Source organism: Xenophilus arseniciresistens (genome assembly GCF_028023875.1).
GTDB classification, from domain to species: domain Bacteria; phylum Pseudomonadota; class Gammaproteobacteria; order Burkholderiales; family Burkholderiaceae_C; genus Xenophilus; species Xenophilus arseniciresistens.
The window spans coordinates 159,398-178,874 of record NZ_JAQIPB010000003.1 but is presented as its reverse complement, the minus strand read 5'-3'; the positions used below and the strand labels follow the sequence as shown (position 1 = coordinate 178,874).

Annotated in this window: 19 protein-coding genes; 6 read left to right on the top strand and 13 right to left on the bottom strand. The window is 69.2% G+C overall.

Annotated features, from left to right (window positions below; all coding sequences use genetic code 11):
- Position 1: 1 nt before the first annotated feature.
- From pepN to PGB34_RS09465, 8 genes are all read right to left on the bottom strand, one after another.
- A complete protein-coding gene (pepN, locus tag PGB34_RS09500; RefSeq protein WP_271427838.1) occupies positions 2 to 2,701 on the bottom strand; it encodes an aminopeptidase N in 2,700 nt (899 codons plus the stop codon).
- Between the two features lie 98 nt (positions 2,702 to 2,799).
- A protein-coding gene (prfB, locus tag PGB34_RS09495; RefSeq protein ID WP_271427837.1) for a peptide chain release factor 2 occupies positions 2,800 to 3,904 on the bottom strand; the annotation gives its coding sequence in 2 pieces (ribosomal slippage) (positions 2,800 to 3,822 and positions 3,824 to 3,904; 1,104 coding nt in all).
- Between the two features lie 180 nt (positions 3,905 to 4,084).
- Positions 4,085 to 4,582 carry a pentapeptide repeat-containing protein gene (locus PGB34_RS09490; RefSeq protein ID WP_271427836.1) on the bottom strand — a complete coding sequence of 166 codons (498 nt, stop codon included), beginning with the start codon at positions 4,580 to 4,582 and terminating at the stop codon, positions 4,085 to 4,087.
- A 110-nt stretch (positions 4,583 to 4,692) separates the two neighbouring features.
- Positions 4,693 to 5,871: a hybrid sensor histidine kinase/response regulator gene (locus tag PGB34_RS09485; protein ID WP_271427835.1), complete on the bottom strand. Its 1,179-nt coding sequence runs from the start codon at positions 5,869 to 5,871 to the stop codon at positions 4,693 to 4,695.
- Positions 5,861 to 6,475, bottom strand: coding sequence for a chemotaxis protein CheB (locus PGB34_RS09480; protein ID WP_408647859.1), 615 nt, complete (start codon positions 6,473 to 6,475; stop codon positions 5,861 to 5,863). The genes PGB34_RS09485 and PGB34_RS09480 overlap by 11 nt, the downstream gene beginning before the upstream one ends.
- Complete coding sequence (locus PGB34_RS09475; RefSeq protein WP_271428252.1) at positions 6,472 to 7,272, bottom strand: CheR family methyltransferase; 801 nt, start codon at positions 7,270 to 7,272, stop codon at positions 6,472 to 6,474. Before PGB34_RS09475 ends, PGB34_RS09480 begins: the two co-directional genes overlap by 4 nt.
- Positions 7,273 to 7,352: 80 nt before the next feature.
- The gene (locus PGB34_RS09470) at positions 7,353 to 10,856 is read right to left on the bottom strand and encodes a response regulator (RefSeq protein ID WP_271427833.1); all 3,504 of its coding nucleotides are present in this window, start codon (positions 10,854 to 10,856) and stop codon (positions 7,353 to 7,355) included.
- Between the two features lie 157 nt (positions 10,857 to 11,013).
- Positions 11,014 to 11,946, bottom strand: coding sequence for an alpha/beta fold hydrolase (locus PGB34_RS09465; RefSeq protein ID WP_271427832.1), 933 nt, complete (start codon positions 11,944 to 11,946; stop codon positions 11,014 to 11,016).
- A gap of 129 nt (positions 11,947 to 12,075) precedes the next feature.
- On the opposite strand from PGB34_RS09465, the gene PGB34_RS09460 reads away from it, so the two are divergent.
- Genes PGB34_RS09460 through PGB34_RS09445 form a run of 4 tightly spaced genes read left to right on the top strand, consistent with a single transcriptional unit; the run spans position 12,076 to position 14,762 of the window.
- Entirely contained in the window at positions 12,076 to 13,143 is a 1,068-nt protein-coding gene (locus PGB34_RS09460; RefSeq protein WP_408647858.1) for an aldo/keto reductase, read from the top strand.
- Between the two features lie 34 nt (positions 13,144 to 13,177).
- Entirely contained in the window at positions 13,178 to 13,675 is a 498-nt protein-coding gene (locus PGB34_RS09455; protein WP_271427831.1) for an aminoacyl-tRNA deacylase, read from the top strand.
- A 46-nt stretch (positions 13,676 to 13,721) separates the two neighbouring features.
- Positions 13,722 to 14,360, top strand: a complete 639-nt coding sequence (gene plsY, locus PGB34_RS09450) for a glycerol-3-phosphate 1-O-acyltransferase PlsY (protein ID WP_271427830.1) — start codon at positions 13,722 to 13,724, stop codon at positions 14,358 to 14,360.
- Positions 14,361 to 14,408: 48 nt separating this feature from the next.
- The gene (locus PGB34_RS09445; protein WP_271427829.1) at positions 14,409 to 14,762 is read left to right on the top strand and encodes a RidA family protein; all 354 of its coding nucleotides are present in this window, start codon (positions 14,409 to 14,411) and stop codon (positions 14,760 to 14,762) included.
- A gap of 27 nt (positions 14,763 to 14,789) precedes the next feature.
- Here PGB34_RS09445 and PGB34_RS09440 read toward each other — a convergent pair whose 3' ends face one another.
- Positions 14,790 to 15,440 carry a retropepsin-like aspartic protease family protein gene (locus PGB34_RS09440; protein ID WP_271427828.1) on the bottom strand — a complete coding sequence of 217 codons (651 nt, stop codon included), beginning with the start codon at positions 15,438 to 15,440 and terminating at the stop codon, positions 14,790 to 14,792.
- A gap of 9 nt (positions 15,441 to 15,449) precedes the next feature.
- A complete protein-coding gene (locus PGB34_RS09435; protein ID WP_271427827.1) occupies positions 15,450 to 15,935 on the bottom strand; it encodes a YajQ family cyclic di-GMP-binding protein in 486 nt (161 codons plus the stop codon).
- 63 nt (positions 15,936 to 15,998) lie between these two features.
- Here PGB34_RS09435 and murB point away from each other — a divergent pair, with 63 nt between their 5' ends.
- Both murB and PGB34_RS09425 read left to right on the top strand, forming a co-directional pair.
- The gene (gene murB / locus PGB34_RS09430; RefSeq protein ID WP_271427826.1) at positions 15,999 to 17,051 is read left to right on the top strand and encodes a UDP-N-acetylmuramate dehydrogenase; all 1,053 of its coding nucleotides are present in this window, start codon (positions 15,999 to 16,001) and stop codon (positions 17,049 to 17,051) included.
- Positions 17,048 to 17,914, top strand: coding sequence for a glycine-rich domain-containing protein (locus tag PGB34_RS09425; RefSeq protein ID WP_271427825.1), 867 nt, complete (start codon positions 17,048 to 17,050; stop codon positions 17,912 to 17,914). The genes murB and PGB34_RS09425 overlap by 4 nt, the downstream gene beginning before the upstream one ends.
- Positions 17,915 to 18,004: 90 nt before the next feature.
- Here the strand turns inward: PGB34_RS09425 and ppnP are convergent, their stop codons facing one another.
- The 3 genes from ppnP to PGB34_RS09410 form a co-directional block, all read right to left on the bottom strand.
- On the bottom strand, positions 18,005 to 18,325 hold the full coding sequence (ppnP, locus tag PGB34_RS09420) for a pyrimidine/purine nucleoside phosphorylase (RefSeq protein WP_271427824.1): 321 nt from the start codon (positions 18,323 to 18,325) through the stop codon (positions 18,005 to 18,007).
- A 51-nt stretch (positions 18,326 to 18,376) separates the two neighbouring features.
- Positions 18,377 to 19,003 carry a hypothetical protein gene (locus PGB34_RS09415; protein WP_271427823.1) on the bottom strand — a complete coding sequence of 209 codons (627 nt, stop codon included), beginning with the start codon at positions 19,001 to 19,003 and terminating at the stop codon, positions 18,377 to 18,379.
- A gap of 87 nt (positions 19,004 to 19,090) precedes the next feature.
- Positions 19,091 to 19,447: an ArsC family reductase gene (locus PGB34_RS09410; protein WP_271427822.1), complete on the bottom strand. Its 357-nt coding sequence runs from the start codon at positions 19,445 to 19,447 to the stop codon at positions 19,091 to 19,093.
- Between the last annotated feature and the right edge of the window lie 30 nt (positions 19,448 to 19,477).

The following is a 19,477-nucleotide window of genomic DNA, read 5'->3' as shown; positions in this document are numbered from 1 at the left end:
ATCAGTTCGATGCCAGGGCTCGGGTCACGACTTCCAGCGTGTCCTTGCTGAGCTCGGGCTTGGCGGCCACGCGGGCGATGGCTTCGCGTGCGGCCGTGCGGTAGGGCTCGGCCAGCTTGCTCCAGCGGTCCATGGCGCGCGCCAGACGGGCGGCCACCTGCGGGTTGATGGCGTCCAGCTCGATCACGCGCTCGCTCCACCACACGTAGCCAGCGGCGTCGGGGCGGTGGAAGGCGCCGGGGTTGGCGCTGCAGTAGCTGAAGATCACGCTGCGCGCCCGGTTCGGGTTCTTGATGGAGAAGTCCGGGTGCTTCATGAGCTGCCTGACCAGCGGCAGCACGTCGCCGCCGCGGTCGGGCGCGCCGGCCTGCAGCGCGAACCACTTGTCGATGACCAGGGCTTCGTCCTTGAACAGCGCGTGGAAGCGCGCCAGCGCCTGCTGCGCCAGCGGGTGGCCCGCCACGACCAGCGCCGACAGGGCATTGACGCGGTCGGTCATGTTGCCGGCATTCTTGAAGCGCTGCAGCGTCTTGCCGGGCCAGACCGGATCGCCGCTTTCGCGCGCGGCCAGGCACAGCTGCGTGAGCGCCAGGCCGGCCAGCGCGCGGCGGCCGGCCGAGGCCGGGTCGGGGCTGTAGGCACCGGTGTCGCTGTTCTCTTCGAAAGCCCATTGCCAGTCGGCCGCCAGGGCCGTGGCCAGCTGCAGGCGCATGGCTTCGCGCACGGCGTGCACGCGCTGCGGGTCCACCACGTCGAGCTGCTCGGCGATGTAGCCCTCGGTGGGCAGCGTCAGCACCAGTTCCTTGAAGGCGGCGTCCAGCTGCGGATGGCGCAGCACCTCGCGCATGGCGTCGAGGAACTGCGCAGACAGCACGGGCGTGCCCGCGGCATGCTGCGGATCGCGGATGGCCGCCAGCGCGGCACGCAGGCCCAGGCGCTGGGCCGCTTCCCAGCGGTTGAAGGGGTCGCCGTCGTGGGCGAGCAGCGTGAGCAGCTGGGCGTCGCTGAAGTCGAATTCCAGGATCACCGGGGCGCTGAAGCCGCGCAGGATCGAGGGCACGGGCTCGGCGCTCAGGCCCGTGAACACGAACTGTTCGCTGGCTTGCGAAAGCACCAGCGTGCGCGATTCGCCCTGCGGCGCAGGCTCGCCTTCGAGCTGTAGCGCGAGGGCGCGGCCATCGGCGGCCACCAGGCCGATGTTGACGGGAATGACGAAGGGCTGCTTGTGCTCCTGGCCCGGCGTGGGCGGGCAGCTTTGCGTCAGCTGCAGCGTGTAGCGGCCGGCCTGCGCGTCCCACTGGCCGGTGGCGGCCAGGCGCGGCGTGCCGGCCTGGCTGTACCAGCGCTTGAACTGGGGCAGCAGGCGTGCAAGTTCCGAATCGGGGTTCGCATCGGCGATGGCCTGCGCGAAGTCGTCGCAGGTCACGGCCTGGCCGTCATGGCGGTCGAAGTACAGCTGCATGCCGCGCGTGAAGCCGGCGCGCCCCACCAGCGTCTGCATCATGCGCACCACCTCGGCACCCTTTTCGTAGATGGTGACGGTGTAGAAGTTGCTGATCTCGATGTAGCTGTCGGGGCGCACGGGGTGGGCCATGGGGCCCGCGTCCTCGGGGAACTGGGCGCTGCGCAGCACGCGCACGTCCTCGATGCGCTTGACCGCCCGCGCCGAGGGTTCGGCGCACAGGTCCATGCTGAATTCTTGGTCGCGAAAGACCGTCAGCCCTTCCTTGAGCGAGAGCTGGAACCAGTCGCGGCAGGTCACGCGGTCGCCGGTCCAGTTGTGGAAGTACTCGTGGCCGACCACGCTTTCGATGTTGGCGAAGTCGGCATCGGTGGCCGTCGCCTGGCTGGCCAGCACGTACTTCGTGTTGAAGATGTTCAGGCCCTTGTTCTCCATCGCGCCCATGTTGAAGTCGCTGGTGGCGACGATCATGAAGCGGTCCAGATCCAGCGGCAGGCCGAAGCGCAGCTCGTCCCAGACGATGGAGTTCACCAGCGAGCGCATGGCGTGCTCGGTCTTGTCCAGATCGCCCGCGCGTACGTACACCTGCAGCAGGTGCTCGCGGCCGTTGCGGGCCTTGATGCGCTGGCTGCGCGAAACCAGCTTGCCCGCCACCAGGGCAAAGAGGTAGCTGGGCTTCTTGAACGGGTCGACCCAGCGCGTGAAATGGCGGCCCTCGGGCAGATCGCCTTCTTCCACCAGGTTGCCGTTGGACAGCAGCACCGGGTATTGCGCCTTGTCGGCCCGCAGCAGCACGCTGTAGCTGGCCATCACGTCGGGCCGGTCCAGGAAGTAGGTGATGCGGCGGAAGCCCTCGGCCTCGCATTGCGTGAAGAAGGTGTCCTGGCTCACGAACAGGCCCATGAGCTTGGTGTTCTTGGCCGGGCAGCAGGTGGTGAAGATCTCCAGCGCGAACGCGTCGGGCAGCCCGTCGAGCACCAGTTCGCTGCCTTCCATGCGGAAGGACGCGCCCTGGCCGTTGACCAGCACGCGCGCCAGATTCAGTTCGTCGCCGTGCAGCCGCAGCGGCTCGGCCGGCACCTCGGGGTTGCGGCGCACCTGCATCTTGTTGAGCACGCGTGTCTTGGCCGGCTCCAGGTCGAAGGTGAGGTCCACCGTGTCGATCCACCACGCGGGCGCGGTGTAGTCCTCACGGCGGATGGCCACAGGCTGGCCCTGGGCGTCACGAGAGAGCAGCATCAGGCGGTCTCCAGGCAATTCGGTTGAAGAGGGCCGGGCACCCGGGGGTGCCGGCCGCAGGTTTCGTTCAGGGCGAGGGCTTCGCGGCGCGCTGCGCCTCAGACGCCCTGCTTCAGCGAGGCTTCGATGAAGGCGTCGAGGTCGCCGTCCAGCACCTTCTGCGTGGCCGAGATCTCGACGTTGGTGCGCAGGTCCTTGATGCGGCTGTTGTCCAGCACGTAGCTGCGGATCTGGTGGCCCCAGCCCACGTCGGTCTTGGAGTCTTCCAGCTTCTGCTGCTCTTCCTGGCGCTTGCGCATCTCATGGTCGTACAGGCGCGAGCGCAGGCGCTTCCAGGCCACGTCCCGGTTGCTGTGCTGGCTGCGGCCGTCCTGGCACTGCACCACGATGCCGGTCGGGATGTGCGTCAGGCGCACGGCCGAGTCGGTCTTGTTGATGTGCTGGCCGCCGGCGCCGCTGGCGCGGTAGGTGTCGGTGCGTACGTCCGCCGGGTTGATCTCGATCTCGATCGAGTCGTCGATCTCGGGGTAGATGAAGATCGAGGCGAAGCTGGTGTGGCGCCCGCCGGACGAATCGAAGGGCGACTTGCGCACCAGGCGGTGCACACCGGTTTCGGTGCGCAGCAGGCCGTAGGCATACTCGCCCTCGATCTTGATCGTGGCGCCCTTGATGCCGGCGGTGTCGCCGGGCGACTCGTCTTCGACCGTGGTCTTGAAGCCCTTGCGCTCGGCGTACTTCAGGTACTGGCGCATCAGCATGCTGGCCCAGTCCTGCGCCTCGGTGCCGCCGGCGCCGGCCTGGATGTCCATGAAGCAGTTCAGCGGATCGGCCGGGTTGTTGAACATGCGGCGGAACTCGAGCGCCTCGATTTCCTTCTGCAGCTCGGCCGCGTCGTCGGCAATGGCCTGCAGGCCGGCCTCGTCGCCTTCTTCCTTGCTCATCTCGTAGAGCTCGGTGTTGTCGGCCAGCTCGGCCGTCAGGCGGTCCAGGGCCAGCACCACGCCGTCCAGGGCCTTCTTTTCCTTGCCCAGCTCCTGGGCCTTCTTGGGGTCGTTCCAGACCGCCGGGTCTTCAAGGCCGGCGTTGACGGTTCTCAGGCGTTCGGCTTTGGCATCGTAGTCAAAGATACCTCCGGAGGTCGACCGTGCGAGTGCTCAGGTCTTCCAGGAGGGTGCCGATCTGGTTGATGCGTTCTGCGTCCATGTGATGCTCTGTATTCCGGTGGGTGGGGTGGGCGGGCCGCAAGGGCGGGCCCGCGGCAGGCGGCTTCCCCTGCGCGGGGAAAAGCGCGGATTTTCTCATGCGGGCCGTCAGGCCCCCAGCGTCAGGGGAATGATCCGCCGCGCGCGAGTGCAGCGGCGCAAGGCGGGGCGCCGCCCTGCCTCAGTTGTTGATCCGGACGTTGTTGAACGCGAGGTGCTCGAAGTAGCTGCCGGTGAAGTCCACATGCTCGCCGGTCAGGGTGTCGCCCCTGACGATGGTGCCGGTGCAGTCGAGCACCAGCACCTGTTCCCAGCGGCTGTGGTGGAAGCTCAGTTCGTCCCAGCGGCAGCGCAGGAACTGCGTGGTGTTGAAGCTGCCCTCGTCGAAGATGCTGGTGGCGAAGTTGCACTCGGTGAAGGTGCAGCCCTGGATGGCGATGGCGCGGAAGTCGCAGCCCGTGAAAGTGCAGCCGGTGAAGTGGCAGCCGCTCCAGGTGGCCTGCCCGAAGGTGGTGGCCGAAAAGGTGCTGCCCGAAAAGCTGCTGCCTTCGAACCGGGCCTCGTTCAGGTCCAGGCCGGTGTAGGCGTGGCTGTCGGCCTGGCCCACCAGGCCGGCGGGCGCGCCGCCCGCGCCTTTGCGCCAGCGGTCATGGTCCTGGATGATTTGCTGCGAGTTCATGCGTCGTGCCTCCGCGCTTTTTCTCCTGATGACCGCTTTGGCCATCCTCCCTTTGGCCGCAGCGGGCTGCGGCCGGGCGCCATCGTACACCCCGCGCCGCGCCGAAGCACTCAGCGCGGCGGGGCTTCGCGCGGCAGCGTCACCGTGAAGGTCGAGCCTTCGCCGAGCTGGCTTTGCACCTCGATGCGGCCGCCGTGGGCCTGCACGATCTCGCGCGTGATGAACAGGCCCAGGCCCAGCCCTGCCACCGGGCTGCGGTCGCCATGGGCGCGCTCGAACTGGCCGAAGATGCGCGCCTGGTCCTCGGGCGCGATGCCCTGGCCGCGGTCGCGCACCTGCATGCGGGCCAAGCCGTCGATGCTGTCCACCTGCACATGCACGGGTTCGCCGCCGCCATAGCGCAGCGCGTTGGTCAGCAGGTTGGTCAGCACCTGCTCGAGCCGGAACTCGTCCCACACGCCGTGCACCGGCGCGGGCGCGTCCAGGCTCAGTGCCACGCCTGCGGATTCGGCCTGCTGGCGCAGGGTGTCCACCACGCGGCCGGCCAGCACCGCCAGGTCGCAGGGCTGCGGCTTCATCGACAGCCGGCCGTTGCGAAGGCGCGTGACGTCCAGCATGTCGTCGATCAGCCGCACCATGCTCTGGATCTGCCGCTGGTCGCGCTCGGCCATCTCCAGGAGTTTCTGGGGCGTGAAGCTGGCGCTGTGGCCGCGCGCCAGGTGCAGCTTGCGCAACTGGCTTTCCAGCAGCAGGGTGTTCAGCGGCGTGCGCAGCTCATGCGAGACCATGGACATGAAGTCGTCGCGCATGCGCACCGCCCGCTCCAGTTCCTGGCGGGCCGCTTCCAGTTCGTGCACCAGCGCGCTCTGGTGCTCCACCTCGCGCATCAGCGCGCGCCGGTTGGCGTACAGCTCCACGAAGATGCTGACCTTGCTGCGCACCACGTGGGGGTCCAGCGGCTTCTGCAGAAAGTCCACCGCGCCGCTTTCGTAGCCCTTGAAGGCGTAGTTCAGCTCGCGGCCGGCGGCGCTGACGAAGATGATGGGGATCTGGCGCGTGCGCTCGGTGCCGCGCATCAGCTCGGCCAGCTCGAAGCCGTTCATGCCCGGCATCTGCACGTCCACCAGCGCCAGCGCGAACTCATGCTCCAGCATCATGGCCAGCGCAGCCTCGCCCGAGGCGGCCTGGAAGACCGTGCGCTGAGGGCCGCGCACCAGCGCGTCGAGCGCCACCAGGTTCTCGTGGAGGTCGTCGACCAGCAGCAACTTGCTTTCGATCTTATGGGGCATGCAGGGAGTCCAGTTGCATCAGCAGTTGGCGAAGTCGGGGCAGGGGCAGCACATGGTCGGGGCCGCGCGGGCGCAGCAGGTCGAGGGCGGCCTGGGGCATCTGCGGCACGGCGGCGTCGTCGGGCCGCTGCACGGCCGTGAGGCCGCCCGCCGCGCCGATGGCCGCAAGACCGCGCGCGCCGTCTTCATTGGCGCCGGTCAGCAGCAGGCCGGCCAGTCGGGGGCCGTAGGCATCGGCCGCGGTTTCCATCAGCAGGTCGATGGAGGGGCGCGAGTAGAGCACAGGCGGCTCGCAGCTGAGCGAGAAGACGCGCTCGCGCTCAATGAACAGGTGGTAGCCCGGCGGCGCGAAGTGCAGGGTGCCGGGCGCGACGGGCGCCTTGTCCTGCGCTTCGCGCACCGGCAGGCCCAGGCGGCGACCGAATATCTCGGCCAGCCGGCTGTCGCGCCCCTCGGGCAGGTGCAGCACCGCCACCAGCGGCAGCCGCCAGGGCTGCGGCAGGTCGTGGAACAGGCGCATCAGCGCGTCGATGCCGCCGGCCGAGGCGCCGATGGCGACCAGGTCGACCGCTGGCAGCGGCGCGGGAGCAGGCACCCCGTTCATTGGCGCTTGCGGAAGATGCGGTCGGCGCGCGCGACCACGTCGAAGTTCTCGCCATGGGCCGAGAAGTCGATGCTCTCCTTGGAGCCCAGCCCCAGGAAGCCGCGGTGGCACAGCGAGTCGAGGAACAGGCCCAGGGCCCGGTCCTGCAGCCTTCGGTTGAAGTAGATCAGCACGTTGCGGCAGGAGACCAGGTGCGTTTCGGCGAACACGCTGTCGGTGGCCAGGCTGTGGTCGGCAAAGATCACGTTGGCGCGCAGCGAGGGGTCGAAGCGGGCCGAGCCATAGGCGGCCGTGTAGTAGTCGGAGAAGGCGCGGCGTCCGCCCGCGCGCTGGTAGTTGGTGGTGTACTGGCGCACCGCCTCGGCCGAGAAGATGCCCTGGCGTGCCTTTTCCAGCGACTCGGGGTTGATGTCGGTGGCATAGATCAGGGCCCGCTCCAGCAGACCTTCCTCGCGCAGCAGGATGGCCAGCGAATACACCTCCTCGCCCGTGCTGCAGCCGGCCACCCAGACCTTGATCGAGGGGTAGGTCTGCAGCACCGGCAGCACGTGCTCGCGCAGCGCCAGGAAGTAGGAGGGGTCGCGGAACATCTCGCTGACCGGCACCGTCAGGTACTGCAGCAGCCGCGCGAACACGTCCGGCTCGCGCAGCACCTGCTCCTGCAGCGCCGAGATGCTGCGAAAGCCCATCTGCGTGAGCGCATGCGCCACGCGGCGCTTCTGCGAGGCGCCCGTGTAGTCGCGGAAGTCGTGGTTGTAGCGCAGGTAGATGGCTTCCATCAGCAGGCGCAGCTCGATGTCGCCGGCGCTGGGTGGCGGCGCTGCGGGTTGCGCGCGCGGGCCCGGCGCGGCCGCTCCGTCCTGTTGCGGGGCGTCGTTCACAGGCGCTCCATGTGCGGCATCCACACGCGCAGCAGCGAGAACAGGCGGTCCAGGTCGATGGGCTTGGCCAGGTAGTCGCTGGCGCCGGCGGCCAGGCACTGCTCCTGGTCGTCCTTCATGGCCTTGGCCGTGACGGTGATGACGGGCAGCTTGGTGAAGCGCCTGTCCTGGCGCAGCCGGCGCGTGGCCTCCAGGCCGTCCATCTCCGGCATCATCACGTCCATCAGCACCAGGTCGATGTCGGGCACGGCATCGAGTTTGTCCAGCGCCTCGCGGCCGTTGCGCGCCACTTCGATCATGGCGCCGCGCTGCTCCAGCGCGCTGGTGAGCGCGAAGATGTTGCGCACGTCGTCATCCACCAGCAGGATGCGCCGGCCCTCGAAGACCCGGTCGCGCCCGCGCGCGCTGCGCAGCATGCTCTGGCGTTCGCTCGACAGCTGCGCCTCCACCTTGTGCAGGAACAGCGTCACCTCGTCCAGCAGCCGCTCGGGCGAGCGCGCGCCCTTGATGATGATGGAGCGCGAGTAGCGCATCAGCTCGGCCTCTTCCTCGCGCGTGAGGTTGCGGCCGGTGTAGACGATGACGGGCGGGAAGGAGCAGATCTCTTCGCCCGACATGCGCTGCAGCAGCTCGCCGCCCTGCATGTCGGGCAGGCGCAGGTCGGTGATCATGCAGTCGAACACGCGCTCGCGCAGCAGCGCCAGCGCCTCTTCGCCGGTGGCCACGGCCGTGATCCGCACGTCCTCGTCCGCGATCAGCTGCACCACGCTGTCGCGCTGCAGGTCGTCGTCTTCCACCAGCAGCACCTGCTTGACGGTCTGCGAGAGCTTGGCGTCCAGGCGCGTGAACACGGCCTGCAGCTGTTCGCGCGTGGTGGGCTTGAGCGCATAGCCCACGGCACCCAGGTGCAGCGCGGCTTCGGCCTGGTCCTGGGCCGAGACCACGTGCACGGGGATGTGGCGCGTGTGCGCATCGTCCTTGAGCTGCTGCAGCACCGACAGGCCCGGGCTGTCGGGCAGCCGCATGTCCAGCAGGATGGCCTGGGGCTGCAGTTGCCGGGCCAGCGCGAAGCCTTCGTGTGCGCCGTGGGCCACCGTGCAGTGCCAGCCGTATTCGTGCGCCAGGTCGTACAGGATGCGCGCGAACTGCGGCTCGTCCTCGATCACCAGCACACGCCGCCGCTCGCCCGCGGGCTGGTCGCGGTCGTCGTCGAAGGTGGGCTGCGGCGCGGCGGCGGCCGGCGCACTGGCCACGGGCGCGGCCACGGCCGGCGCGTGCTGCGCCGGGGGCGCCAGCGCCGCACTGGCGCGCAGGCCCGGCGGCTGCGCGCGCAGCGCCTCGGGCAGCGGCTGGGCCAGATCGTGCGGCAGCGTGAGCGTGAAGGTGCTGCCCTGGCCCGGCGTGCTGCGCACCTGCAGCGTGCCGCCCAGCAGCGCGGCCAGGTCGCGCGAGATCGACAGCCCCAGCCCGGTGCCGCCGTACTTGCGGCTGGTGGTGCCGTCGGCCTGGTGGAAGGCCTCGAAGATCAGCTGCTGCTGGTCGGGCGCGATGCCGATGCCCGAGTCGCTGACGTCGAAGCGCAGCCCGTCGCCTTCGCGCGCCACCGACAGCGCCACGCGGCCGTGGTCGGTGAACTTGATGGCGTTGGACATCAGGTTCTTGAGGATCTGCTCCAGGCGCTGGCGGTCCGAGACCAACTGCGCCGGCGCGTCGGGCGCCACCTCGATGCTCAGCGCCAGCGACTTCTGCTGCGCCAGTGGCGCGAACGTGGCACGCAGGCTCTCGAGCAGCCGCGGCACCGGCACATGCTCGGCATGCACGTCGAGCCGGCCGGCTTCGACCTTGGCGATGTCCAGCACGTCGTTGATCAGCACCAGCAGGTCGTTGCCCGAGGAATAGATGGACTGCGCGAACTTGACCTGCTCCTGGCTCAAGTTGCCCTGCGGGTTGTCGGCCAGCAGCTTGGACAGGATCAGCGAGCTGTTGAGCGGCGTGCGCAGCTCGTGCGACATGTTGGCCAGGAATTCCGACTTGTAGCGGCTGGCGCGCTGCAGGTCGTCGGCGCGCTGCTCCAGGTCCTGCTGCGCGCGGCGCAGCAGCAGGTTGCGCTGGTCCAGCTGCTCGGTGCGCTCGGCCAGCTGGCTGTTGGTCTGCTCCAGCTCGGCCTGCTGGTTTTCCAGGTGGACCTGCGATTCCTTCAGCGCGCGCGACTGCTCTTCCAGTTCCTCGTTGGCGGTGCGCAGCTCCTCCTGCTGCACCTGCAGCTCCTCGTTGAGCTGCTGCGTCTGGGCCAGCACGTTCTGCAGCCGTTCGCGATAACGCGCGGCGGCCATGGAACTGCCGGCGTCTTCGGCCACGCTGTGAAGGAGCGCCAGCACCTGCGGGCCCGGCTCGGCCAGCAGGCCCAGCTCGATCACACCATTGACTTCGCCTTCATGCGCGATGGGCAGCAGCAGCAAGGTGTGCGGGCTGGCCTCGCCCAGGCCGGAGTTGACGCGCACATAGCCTTCGGGCACGGGTGAGAGCTGCAGCAGCCTGCCCTGCGCCGCGGCCTGGCCCACCAGCCCCTCGCCGGGCTGCACGAAGTGGGGCAGGGCCTCGGCCTCGCGCGAGTAGCCATAGGTGGCCACGCGCCGCAGCGTGCCCTGGGCCTCGCTGACGTAGGCCGCGCCGATCACGCTGCCCGCATGCGTTGCAAAGAAGCGCAGCACGCGCTCGCCCAGGTCGTGCGCAGAGAGCTGGCCCACGGTCTGGCTGGCCAGCTCGGTCTGCGCGCCGCGCAGCCAGGCCTGCTCGCGCAGCAGGTCGGACTGGGCCAGGTGTTCGGACAGCGTCTGGTCGTAGGCCTGCGACAGGCCCAGCAGCTGGCGGCGGCCCCACAGGGCCAGCACGGCGCTGATGGACAGGCAGACCACCAGGTAGCCAATCACCACGATCAGCGCCGTGCGGTTGGCCTGGGCGTTGCGCGTTTCGCGCAAGGCCTGTTCGGCCTGCAGGAAGGTGCCGGAGACGGTGCGGATCTCATCGGCCAGCTGCTTGCCGCGGCCGGTCTGCAGCACGGTTTCGAGCGCCTCGCCGGCGCGGCGGCGCTCGATCACGTCGCGTGCGTACTCGGACCAGCGCTTTTGCAGCTCGATCAGCGCCGTGGCGCGGCTGACCTGGGGCGGGTTGTCGGCCACGCGGGCCGGCAGCTCGGCCAGCAGCGCCTGGGCCCGGCGTTCGGAAGCGTCGAAGGGTTGCAGGAAGCTGTCATCGCCGGTGAGCAGGAAGCCGCGCACGGCCGACTGCATCTCGGCCTGCTCACGCTGCGCCTCGATCGAATCGCGGGTGACGCGGTCGGTGTGCTCGACCCAGCTGATCACCGACAGCAGATAGAAGATCAGGCCCACGAACACCAGTGCGCCGGCCAGGCCCAGCAGCAGCGGCAGCTTGACGTTGCGCGCCAGCAGGCGGCGGAAGTCCTGGGGGGCGATGGCAGTGGCGCTGGGCGCTTGGGGCATGGTGGCAGAGGAACGTGGGCAAAACCGCCGCACTCTGCCTCAGTTCACAATTTGTGACTGTCAGAGAGATGCCCGACTCGGGCCGCCGCGTGCCGGCCCACCGCGCCGCAAACCTGCCAGGGTGAGCGCTTGCTGCGCCCGGCCCTTGCGCAGCGCTTCAGTCGGCCTGCAAAAACGCTTCGATCAGCGTGGCCACGCGCGCGGGCTGGTCGTGGTGCAGCATGTGGCCGGCCTCCGGCACCTGCGCGATGCGGACTTCGCGCACCGACTTCAGCCGCTGGTGGTATTCGTCCAGGCCGTAGCGCTTGCCCCACCAGCCGCCCAGGCTGTCGTCGCTGGCTTCCACGGCCAGCACGGGCGCGGTGATGGCGGCGTACAGCGCGAGCATCTCGTCGACCCGGAACAGGTGCGCGTTCACGATCTTGTGCGCCGGATCGCCCAGGATCTCCCAGCGCGGCTGGCCCTGCGCGTCCTGGCCCTCGCGGGCCCACTGGCGGGCCAGCCACTGCGCCTTGTGCTCGTCCAGGCGCGGGTTGGTCTTCATCAGCCGGCGCGCCACGCCCTCGGGCCCCGGGTAGCTCGACAGGCTCATCTCGCCCTTGTGCAGGCGCTTGAGCTCGTCGATCCAGCGCGCGTAGCGCCCGGGCGCCTCGTCCGGCCGGAAGGCCGGCATGCCGAAGCCCTCCAGGTTGACCAGCCGGCGCACGCGCTGCGGCCGCACGCCGCCGTAGTGCATGGCCACGTTGCCGCCCATGCTGTGGCCCACCAGGTCGACGGGCTGCTCGCCCGTGTAGTGGTCCAGCAGCCAGTCCAGGTCGGCCAGGTAGTCGGGCAGCCAGTAGTTGTCGACCCGGCCATCGCCGGGGGCACCCGCCGTCAGGCCGAAGCCGCGCCAGTCGGGCGCGATGACGAAACGTTCTTCGGCCATCGCGTCGATCACGAACTGCCAGGAGGCGCTCACGTCCATCCAGCCATGCAGCAGCACCAGCGGCGCGCGCCCGGGCGAGGGCTGGCCCCACAGCCGCACGTGGTAGTCCAGCGTGCGCACGGGGACGGATTCGGAGCGGGACAGGCGGCGTGGCTGGTACATGGGGCAGGGCGCTTTGGGGAATGGCCGTTGGGGATGGCGCGTGGATCATAGAAAGCCCGGGCCGCGCGGCCCGTCCTGCACAAGACACCGCGCCAGCAGCCGCGCGCGGGCGGCGATAGCATCGCCGCCATGAATTTGCCTCAAGTCACCCTCGGGCGCAGCGAGCTGCGCGTCACCCCCATCTGCCTGGGCACCATGACCTTCGGCGAGCAGGTCGACGAGCCGACCGCGCACGCCATCCTCAGCCGTTCCCAAGAGCGCGGCGTGGACTTCATCGACACGGCCGAGATGTACGCCGTGCCCGCGCGCCAGGAAACCTTTGGTGCCACCGAAACCATCATCGGCAACTGGTTCGCCAGGAACCCGGGCGCGCGCCAGAAGCTGACCCTGGCCACCAAGGTGGCCGGCCCCTCGCGCGGCATGCCCTGGGTGCGCGAAGGCGCGGGCATGACGGCGGCCGACATCGTGGCTTCCTGCGAGGCCAGCCTCAAGCGCCTGCAGACCGATGTGATCGACCTCTACCAGATCCACTGGCCCGAGCGCCACGTGCCGGCCTTCGGCAACATCTACTACGACCCGAAGCAGGAGCGCAGCCAGACCTCGATCCACGAGCAGCTCGAGGCGCTGGGCGGCCTGGTGAAGGCCGGCAAGGTGCGCTACATCGGTCTTTCAAACGAGACGCCCTATGGCGTGCACGAGTTCGTGCGCCTGGCCGAGCAGCACGACCTGCCGCGCGTGGCCACCGTGCAGAACGTCTACTGCCTGATCAGCCGCGCGCTGGAAAACGGCCTGGACGAGACCATGCACCGCCTCGATGTGTCGCTGCTGGCCTATTCGCCGCTGGCCTTTGGCCTGCTCACGGGCAAGTACGACCTGGGCGGCACCACCGGCCCCGACGCACCCAGGGGTGCGCGCATCGCCAGCTATGAATCGGTGCGCAAGCAGCGCTGGGGCCGCGAGGACGCGCTCACGGCCGCGCGCCGCTACAACAAGCTCGCGCGCGAGCACGGCCTCACGCCCGCCCAGCTGGCGCTGGCCTTCTGCTACACCAAGTGGCAGGTGGCCAGCACCATCATCGGCGTGACCTCCGTCGCGCAACTGGACGAAGACCTCGACGCCTGGGGCACCACGCTCTCGCCCGAGCTGCTGGCGGGGATCGACAGGATCCGGTGGGAGCTGCGCGACCCGGCGGCGTGAGCACGCGGCCCGCGCGCGGCAGAATGCCGCCGCTATGGCCAAGAAAGACAAAGCGCATGTGAGCGAGACGCCCGCCACCGCCGTGCTGCGCGCGGCGAAGGCGGTGTTTAGCGAGCATCCCTACGAGTACCTGGAGCACGGCGGTGCGCAGCACAGCGCGGCTGTGCTGGGGCATGACCCCTTCGCCGTCGTCAAGACGCTGGTGATGCAGGACCAGGACGCCAAGCCGCTGATCGTGCTGATGCACGGCAACCGCACGGTGTCGACCAAGAACCTTGCGCGGCAGATCGGCGCCAAATCGGTGGAGCCCTGCAAGCCTGAGGTGGCGCAGCGCCATTCGGGCTACCAGGTGGGCGGCACCTCGCCTTTTGGCACGCGGCGCGAGATGCCGGTGTTCATCGAATCGACCATCCTCGATCTGCCCCGCATCCTCATCAACGGTGGGCGGCGCGGCTACCTGGTGGGCATTGACCCGCAACTGTGCGTGCAGCTGCTGGGCGCCCGGCCCGTGCAGTGCGCGCTGGCAGAATGACGCCCTTCTTGCACACGGGCCCGTCCAGGGCGCGCCGGAGTCTGTCTTGAGTGCCCATCTTTACGCCCTGATCGCCGTCGTGGCCAGCTACCTGCTGGGCTCGCTGTCCTTTGCCGTCATCGTCAGCCGCGCGCTGGGCATGGACGACCCACGCAACTATGGCAGCGGCAACCCCGGCGCCACCAACGTGCTGCGTTCGGGCCGCAAGGGCGCGGCGCTGGCCACCTTGCTGCTGGACGCGCTCAAGGGCTGGCTGCCCGTGTTCCTGATCGACCACTATGGCGCGCGCTGGGGCCTGGGGCCGGGCGTGGCGGCGCTGGCCGGCCTGGCGGCCTTCCTCGGGCATCTCTACCCCGTGTTCTTCGGCTTCCAGGGCGGCAAGGGCGTGGCCACGGCCGCGGGCGCGCTGGTGGGCATCGACTGGCTGCTGGGCCTGGCCACCGGCACCACCTGGCTGATCATTGCCTTCTTCTTCCGCTATTCCTCGCTGGCCTCGCTGGTGGCCGCCTTCTTTGCACCGGCCTACTACCTGCTGGGTGCGCAGATCGCCTGGCCCTTCCTGCGGCTGGTGATGGTGTCGGTGCTGGCGATGAGTGCGCTGCTGGTGTGGCGCCACCGCGAGAACATCCGCCGCCTGATGGCGGGTCAGGAGTCCAAGTTGGGCGCCAAGAAAAAGAAGGACTGACGCGCCGCCGCATGCGGGCGCATCCACCAAGCCAAGGAGCTTTTTCCCATGCCTCAGATCACCCGTTTCCATGTGGGCCCGCGCCTGTCCGAGAGTGCCGTGCACAACGGCACCGTCTACCTTGCGGGCCAGGTGCCTGACGACCCCACGCAGGACATCCGTGGCCAGACCGCCCAGGTGCTGGCCATGGTGGAGCGCCTGCTGGCCGAAGCGGGCAGCGACAAGAGCCGCATCCTGATGGCCCAGATCTTCCTGACCGACATCCGGGACATCGCGGGGATGAACGAGGTGTGGGACGCGTGGATCCCCGCCGGCCACACGCCGCCGCGCGCCACCGTGCAGGCGGCGCTGGCCAATGCGGCCTGGAAGATCGAGATCGTGGTGACCGCTGCCCAGGCTTGAGCAGCAGGCAATGGCTTTGAGGGCGCCTCAGAAGCGCCGCTCGAGCACCATCTGCTCGGCGTCGCGCCGCATCGAGAAGCGGTTGATGAAGCTGTTGCCCAGCAGCACAAAAGGCATGGGCTGGGGCGACACGATGCCTTCGACGTCGAACACCTCGACATCACCCACGCGCACCGAATTCAGCCGCACGCGATAACCCTGGGTGATGCCATTGGCCGTGCGCATCTGCACCGGCTGGCCCTTGCTGGCATCCAGGCCGATGCGCTGCGCGTCGGCGGCCGACATGGCGATGCTGGTGGCGCCGGTGTCGAGCATGAAGTTGACCGAGCGGCCGTTGATGCTGCCCTGGGTGAGGAAGTGGCCGCGGCTGTCGGCCGTGAGCACGATGCGGCTGCCATTGGCGCCGCCGCCACCCGAGCCGCCCACGCTCACCACCGAGTCCATGCGCAGCGTACTGCGCCGCCCGCCGGCCTCGATCACGGCCTCGTCGCCCTGCATGCCGATCAGCCTGACGCCCTGCACCGTCTGGCCCGGCGCCAAGGTGCGCGGCGCAGCGCCGTCGATGATCAGAATCGCGCGATTGCCGATGCTGCCCGTGAGCATCACGGACTGGGCTTGCGCCACCCCCGGCCCGGCCAGCAGGCCGAGGAGCACCCAGGCAAGAAGCGCGCGGCGCATGGGTCGGGCTCAGTCTCTGAAATTGTTGAAGGACAGGGGCAGATCCGCCACGTCCTTCCGGATCAGCGCCATCGCGGCCTGCAGGTCGTCGCGCTTGGCGCCGGTCACGCGCACGGCGTCGCCCTGGATGGCGGCCTGCACCTTGAGCTTGCTGTCCTTGATCAGGCGCTGGATCTTCTTGGCGGTTTCGGACTCGATGCCGTTCTTGACCTTGATCACCTGCTTGACCTTGTCGCCGCCGATCTTGGTGATGTCGCCCTTGTCGAGGAAGCGCACGTCCACGCTGCGCTTGGTCATTTTGTTGCGAAGGATGTCCTCGACCTGCACCAGCTGGAACTCGGCATCGCCGATCAGCGTGATCTCCTTGTCCTTGAGCTCGATGGCGGCCGCGGTGCCCTTGAAATCGAAGCGCGTGCCGATTTCCTTGGCGGTGTTGTCGACGGCGTTGCGCACCTCGACCAGGTCGGGTTCGCAGACGGTGTCGAATGAAGGCATGGGTCTCTCCTGCAATGCGCCCGCCGCTGACGAATGGGACGGGACGGATGCGAGAATTCTCCCATGATCGTGGAGCCCAACGTCCCCCTGCAAGCGCACAACAGCTTTGGCATCGTGGCCCGTGCGCAGCATCTGCTGCGCGTGCGCAGCGAGGCCGATGTGCGGGCGCTGCTGGCCGACGCGCGCTGGCGCGACGTGCCCAAATTCGTGCTCGGTGGCGGCAGCAACGTGGTGATCACCGGCGACATCAAGCCACTGGTGCTGAAGGTGGAGATCATGGGGCGCCGGCTGGTCGAGGAGACGCCGCGCGCCTGGATCGTGGAGGTGGGCGCCGGCGAGCTGTGGCATGACACCGTGGCCTGGCTCATGGACCAGGGCTGGCCGGGCCTGGAGAACATGGCGCTGATCCCCGGCACCGTGGGCGGTGCGCCGGTGCAGAACATCGGCGCCTACGGCGTCGAGCTGCAGGACCGCTTCGAATCGCTGGACGGCATCGACCTCGTCACGGGCCAGGCCTTCACGCTCGATGCCGCGCAATGCGCCTTCGGCTACCGCGACTCGGTGTTCAAGCACGTGGGCCGCGGCACTAACGATTTCGGGCTGGCCGGTCGCGCGCTCATCACCCGGGTGCGCCTGCGGCTGCCCAGGCCCTGGAAGCCGGTGCTGGGCTACCTGGACCTGGAGCGCAAGATGGAGGAGGCCGGCGTGCGCGACCCTTCGCCGCGCCAGATCTTCGACTGGGTCTGCGCCATCCGCCAGGCCAAGCTGCCCGACTGGCGCGTGCTGGGCAATGCCGGCAGCTTCTTCAAGAACCCCACCGTCACGCCCGAGCAGTGCGCCGACATCATCGCGCGCGACCCGAAGGTGGTTCACTACCCGCTGCCCGACGGCAGCATCAAGCTGGCGGCCGGCTGGCTCATCGATGCCTGCGGCTGGAAGGGCAAGAGCATGGGCAATGCGGGCGTGTATGAACGGCAGGCGCTGGTGCTGGTCAATCGCGGCGGCGCCGCGCACCCGGCCACGGGCGGCGAGGTGATGACCCTGGCCAAGGCCATCCAGACCAGCGTGTACGAGCGCTTCGGCATCCGGCTGGAGCCCGAGCCGGTGGTGGTTTGAGCCGGCTCAAGGTCCAGGGCCTGCACTGGCCCGAACTGAACTTCAGGCGCCGCATTGCCGCCGTGGTGGGCGCGCAGCGGCTGCTGTGGCCACTGTTGCTGGTGGCCGCGCTGATCGTGGGCCGGGATTCGTTCTGGGCCGCGGTGCCGCTGCTGCTGGCCGGCGTGGCCCTGCATGCCGCACTGCGCGCCTGGGAGGCCAGCCTGCGGCGCCTGTTCATCCGCGAAGCGAGCCTGCCGCCCTTTCTGATCGGCAAGCTGCGCGAGACCTATCCGCAGCTCTCCACGCGCGACGCCGAGCTGGTGCTGCGCGGCCTGCGCCAGTTCTTCATGGCCCACCTGCGCAGCGGGCGCCGCTTCGTGGCCATGCCCTCCAGGGTGGTGGACGAGGCCTGGCACCAGTACATCCTGCACACCCAGGGCTACCAGCGCTGGTGCGAGGCGGCCTTCGGCGGCATGCTGCACCACACGCCGGCCGAGGTACTGGGCCGCGACGCGCGGCGCAACGACGGCCTGCGCCGCAGCTGGTACTGGGCCTGCAAGGAGGAAAGCATCGATCCGCGCAAGCCTTCGCGCCTGCCGCTGCTGTTCGCGCTCGATGCCAAGTTCGCCGTGGCGGGCGGCTTCATGTACCAGGCCGATTGCGGCAGCATCGAACGCGCTGCGCAGTCCAACTCGCATTGCGGCAGCCACTTCTCCGACGGCGCCAGCGGCCCTGGCGATGCGCAGGGCCTGGGCGGCAGCGATGGGCCTTCGTCGTCTTCGGACGGGCATGGCAGCAGCCACGGCGGCAGCGACAGCAGCAGCGGCAGTGATGGCGGCGGCTGCGGCGGGGGTGGTTGCGGCGGCGGTGGCGGCGACTGAGCGGCAACGCCGCATCCCAAAAAACAAAACCGGCATCGAGCCGGTTTTTTCATGTGTGGCGCCCTTGTGCGGGCGCCGCTTGAGGACGCCTTACGCGTAGTGGCAGATGTACGAGTAGGGCTCACCCGTCACGCGGATGTCGAACTTGGAGTTGGCGGGCACGCTGAACTGCTCGCCCGCGGCCGAACGCACCCATTCCTCGGTGCCGGCCAGGCGGTATTCGCAGGCGCCGCTGCTGCATTCCATGATCTCGGCCGCGGCCGTGCCGAAGCTCAGGGTGCCGGGCATGATCACGCCCACGCTGCATTTGCGGCCATCGGCCAGCACCAGGCTGTGCGAGACGCACTTGCCATCGAAATACACATTGGCCTTGGTGGAGACGCTGACGTTGTCCAGGGTGAGGGTGGTCATGGCGAGAATGAAGCGAAGGGGTTCAGAGGAGGGCGGATTCTAGGCAGAGCCTCAGCGCCAGCCACGCCCGTAGTAGCCATGTCGGCCGCGGTAGCCATGGCCGCCCCAGCCGCGCGAATAGCCCAGGTTGAAAGACAGGTTCACCGGCGGGTAGACCCAGGGCTGGGCCTGCGGGTAGGCGTAGACCGGGGTACCGTAGACCGGGGCACCGTAGACCACCGGTGGCGGCGCAGGGTAGTAGCTCACCGCCGGAGCCGGGTAGGCCGCTTGCGGCGCCTCGCCCGCCGACAGCACCACGCCGGGCTGCGGCTGCACATGGGCCCAGGCCGGTGCGCCCGGGGCAGGTGCGGTGCCGTAGACGCCGGGCTGCTCATCCAGCGGCCGGGCCGATGGTGTGGCCTGCGGCGCCACCGGGTAGGTGCTCACGCCCATCGAGGTGACCTGCACCGGCAGGGTGGCGCCGGGCGGCTGCTGTGTGCGCGTGGTGTAGCGTTGGCCGTCGTATTCGTACTCGACCGAATAGCCGCTCACCTGGCCCTGTTCGGTCAGCGGGGTGCTGGACAGCACACGGGCCTGCGCCGTGCCGCCTTGCGCCAGCACGCCGGAGGCGCCCAGCAGCAGGGCGGTGCCCAGGGTTGCCGCGCCCAGAGCGCGGCCGGTCAGGATGCCATGTGTCATGGTGAAACTCTCCTTGCGGCCGGCGCTTCGGACGGCCCGAGCCCATTGGACGCCGCGATGGGGCCGGAGTTCAACCGGCCCATGCATTCAGCCTGCTGCGGCCCGGTTGCGCCAGGCCTGCTCGTCAAAGCCCACGGTGATGGCGCCGTCCTGCCACTCGACCACGGGCCGCTTGATCAGGCTCGGATGCGCGATCAGCGCCGCACGGGCCGAAGCCGCATCGACCACGCCCTCGCGCTCGGCGGCCTCCAGCTGGCGCCAGGTGGTGCCGCGGCGGTTGACCAGCGCTTCCCAGCCGGGGCCGGCCAGCCAGTGGTCCAGCGCGGCTTCGGGCACGCCCTGCTTCTTGAAATCGTGGAACTGGTAGCCCAGTTGCTGGGTGTCCAGCCAGGTGCGCGCGCGTTTGACGGTGTCGCAGTTCGGAATGCCGTAGAGCTTGATCATGGGGCGCGATCATGCGCGAGCGCGCGCTGC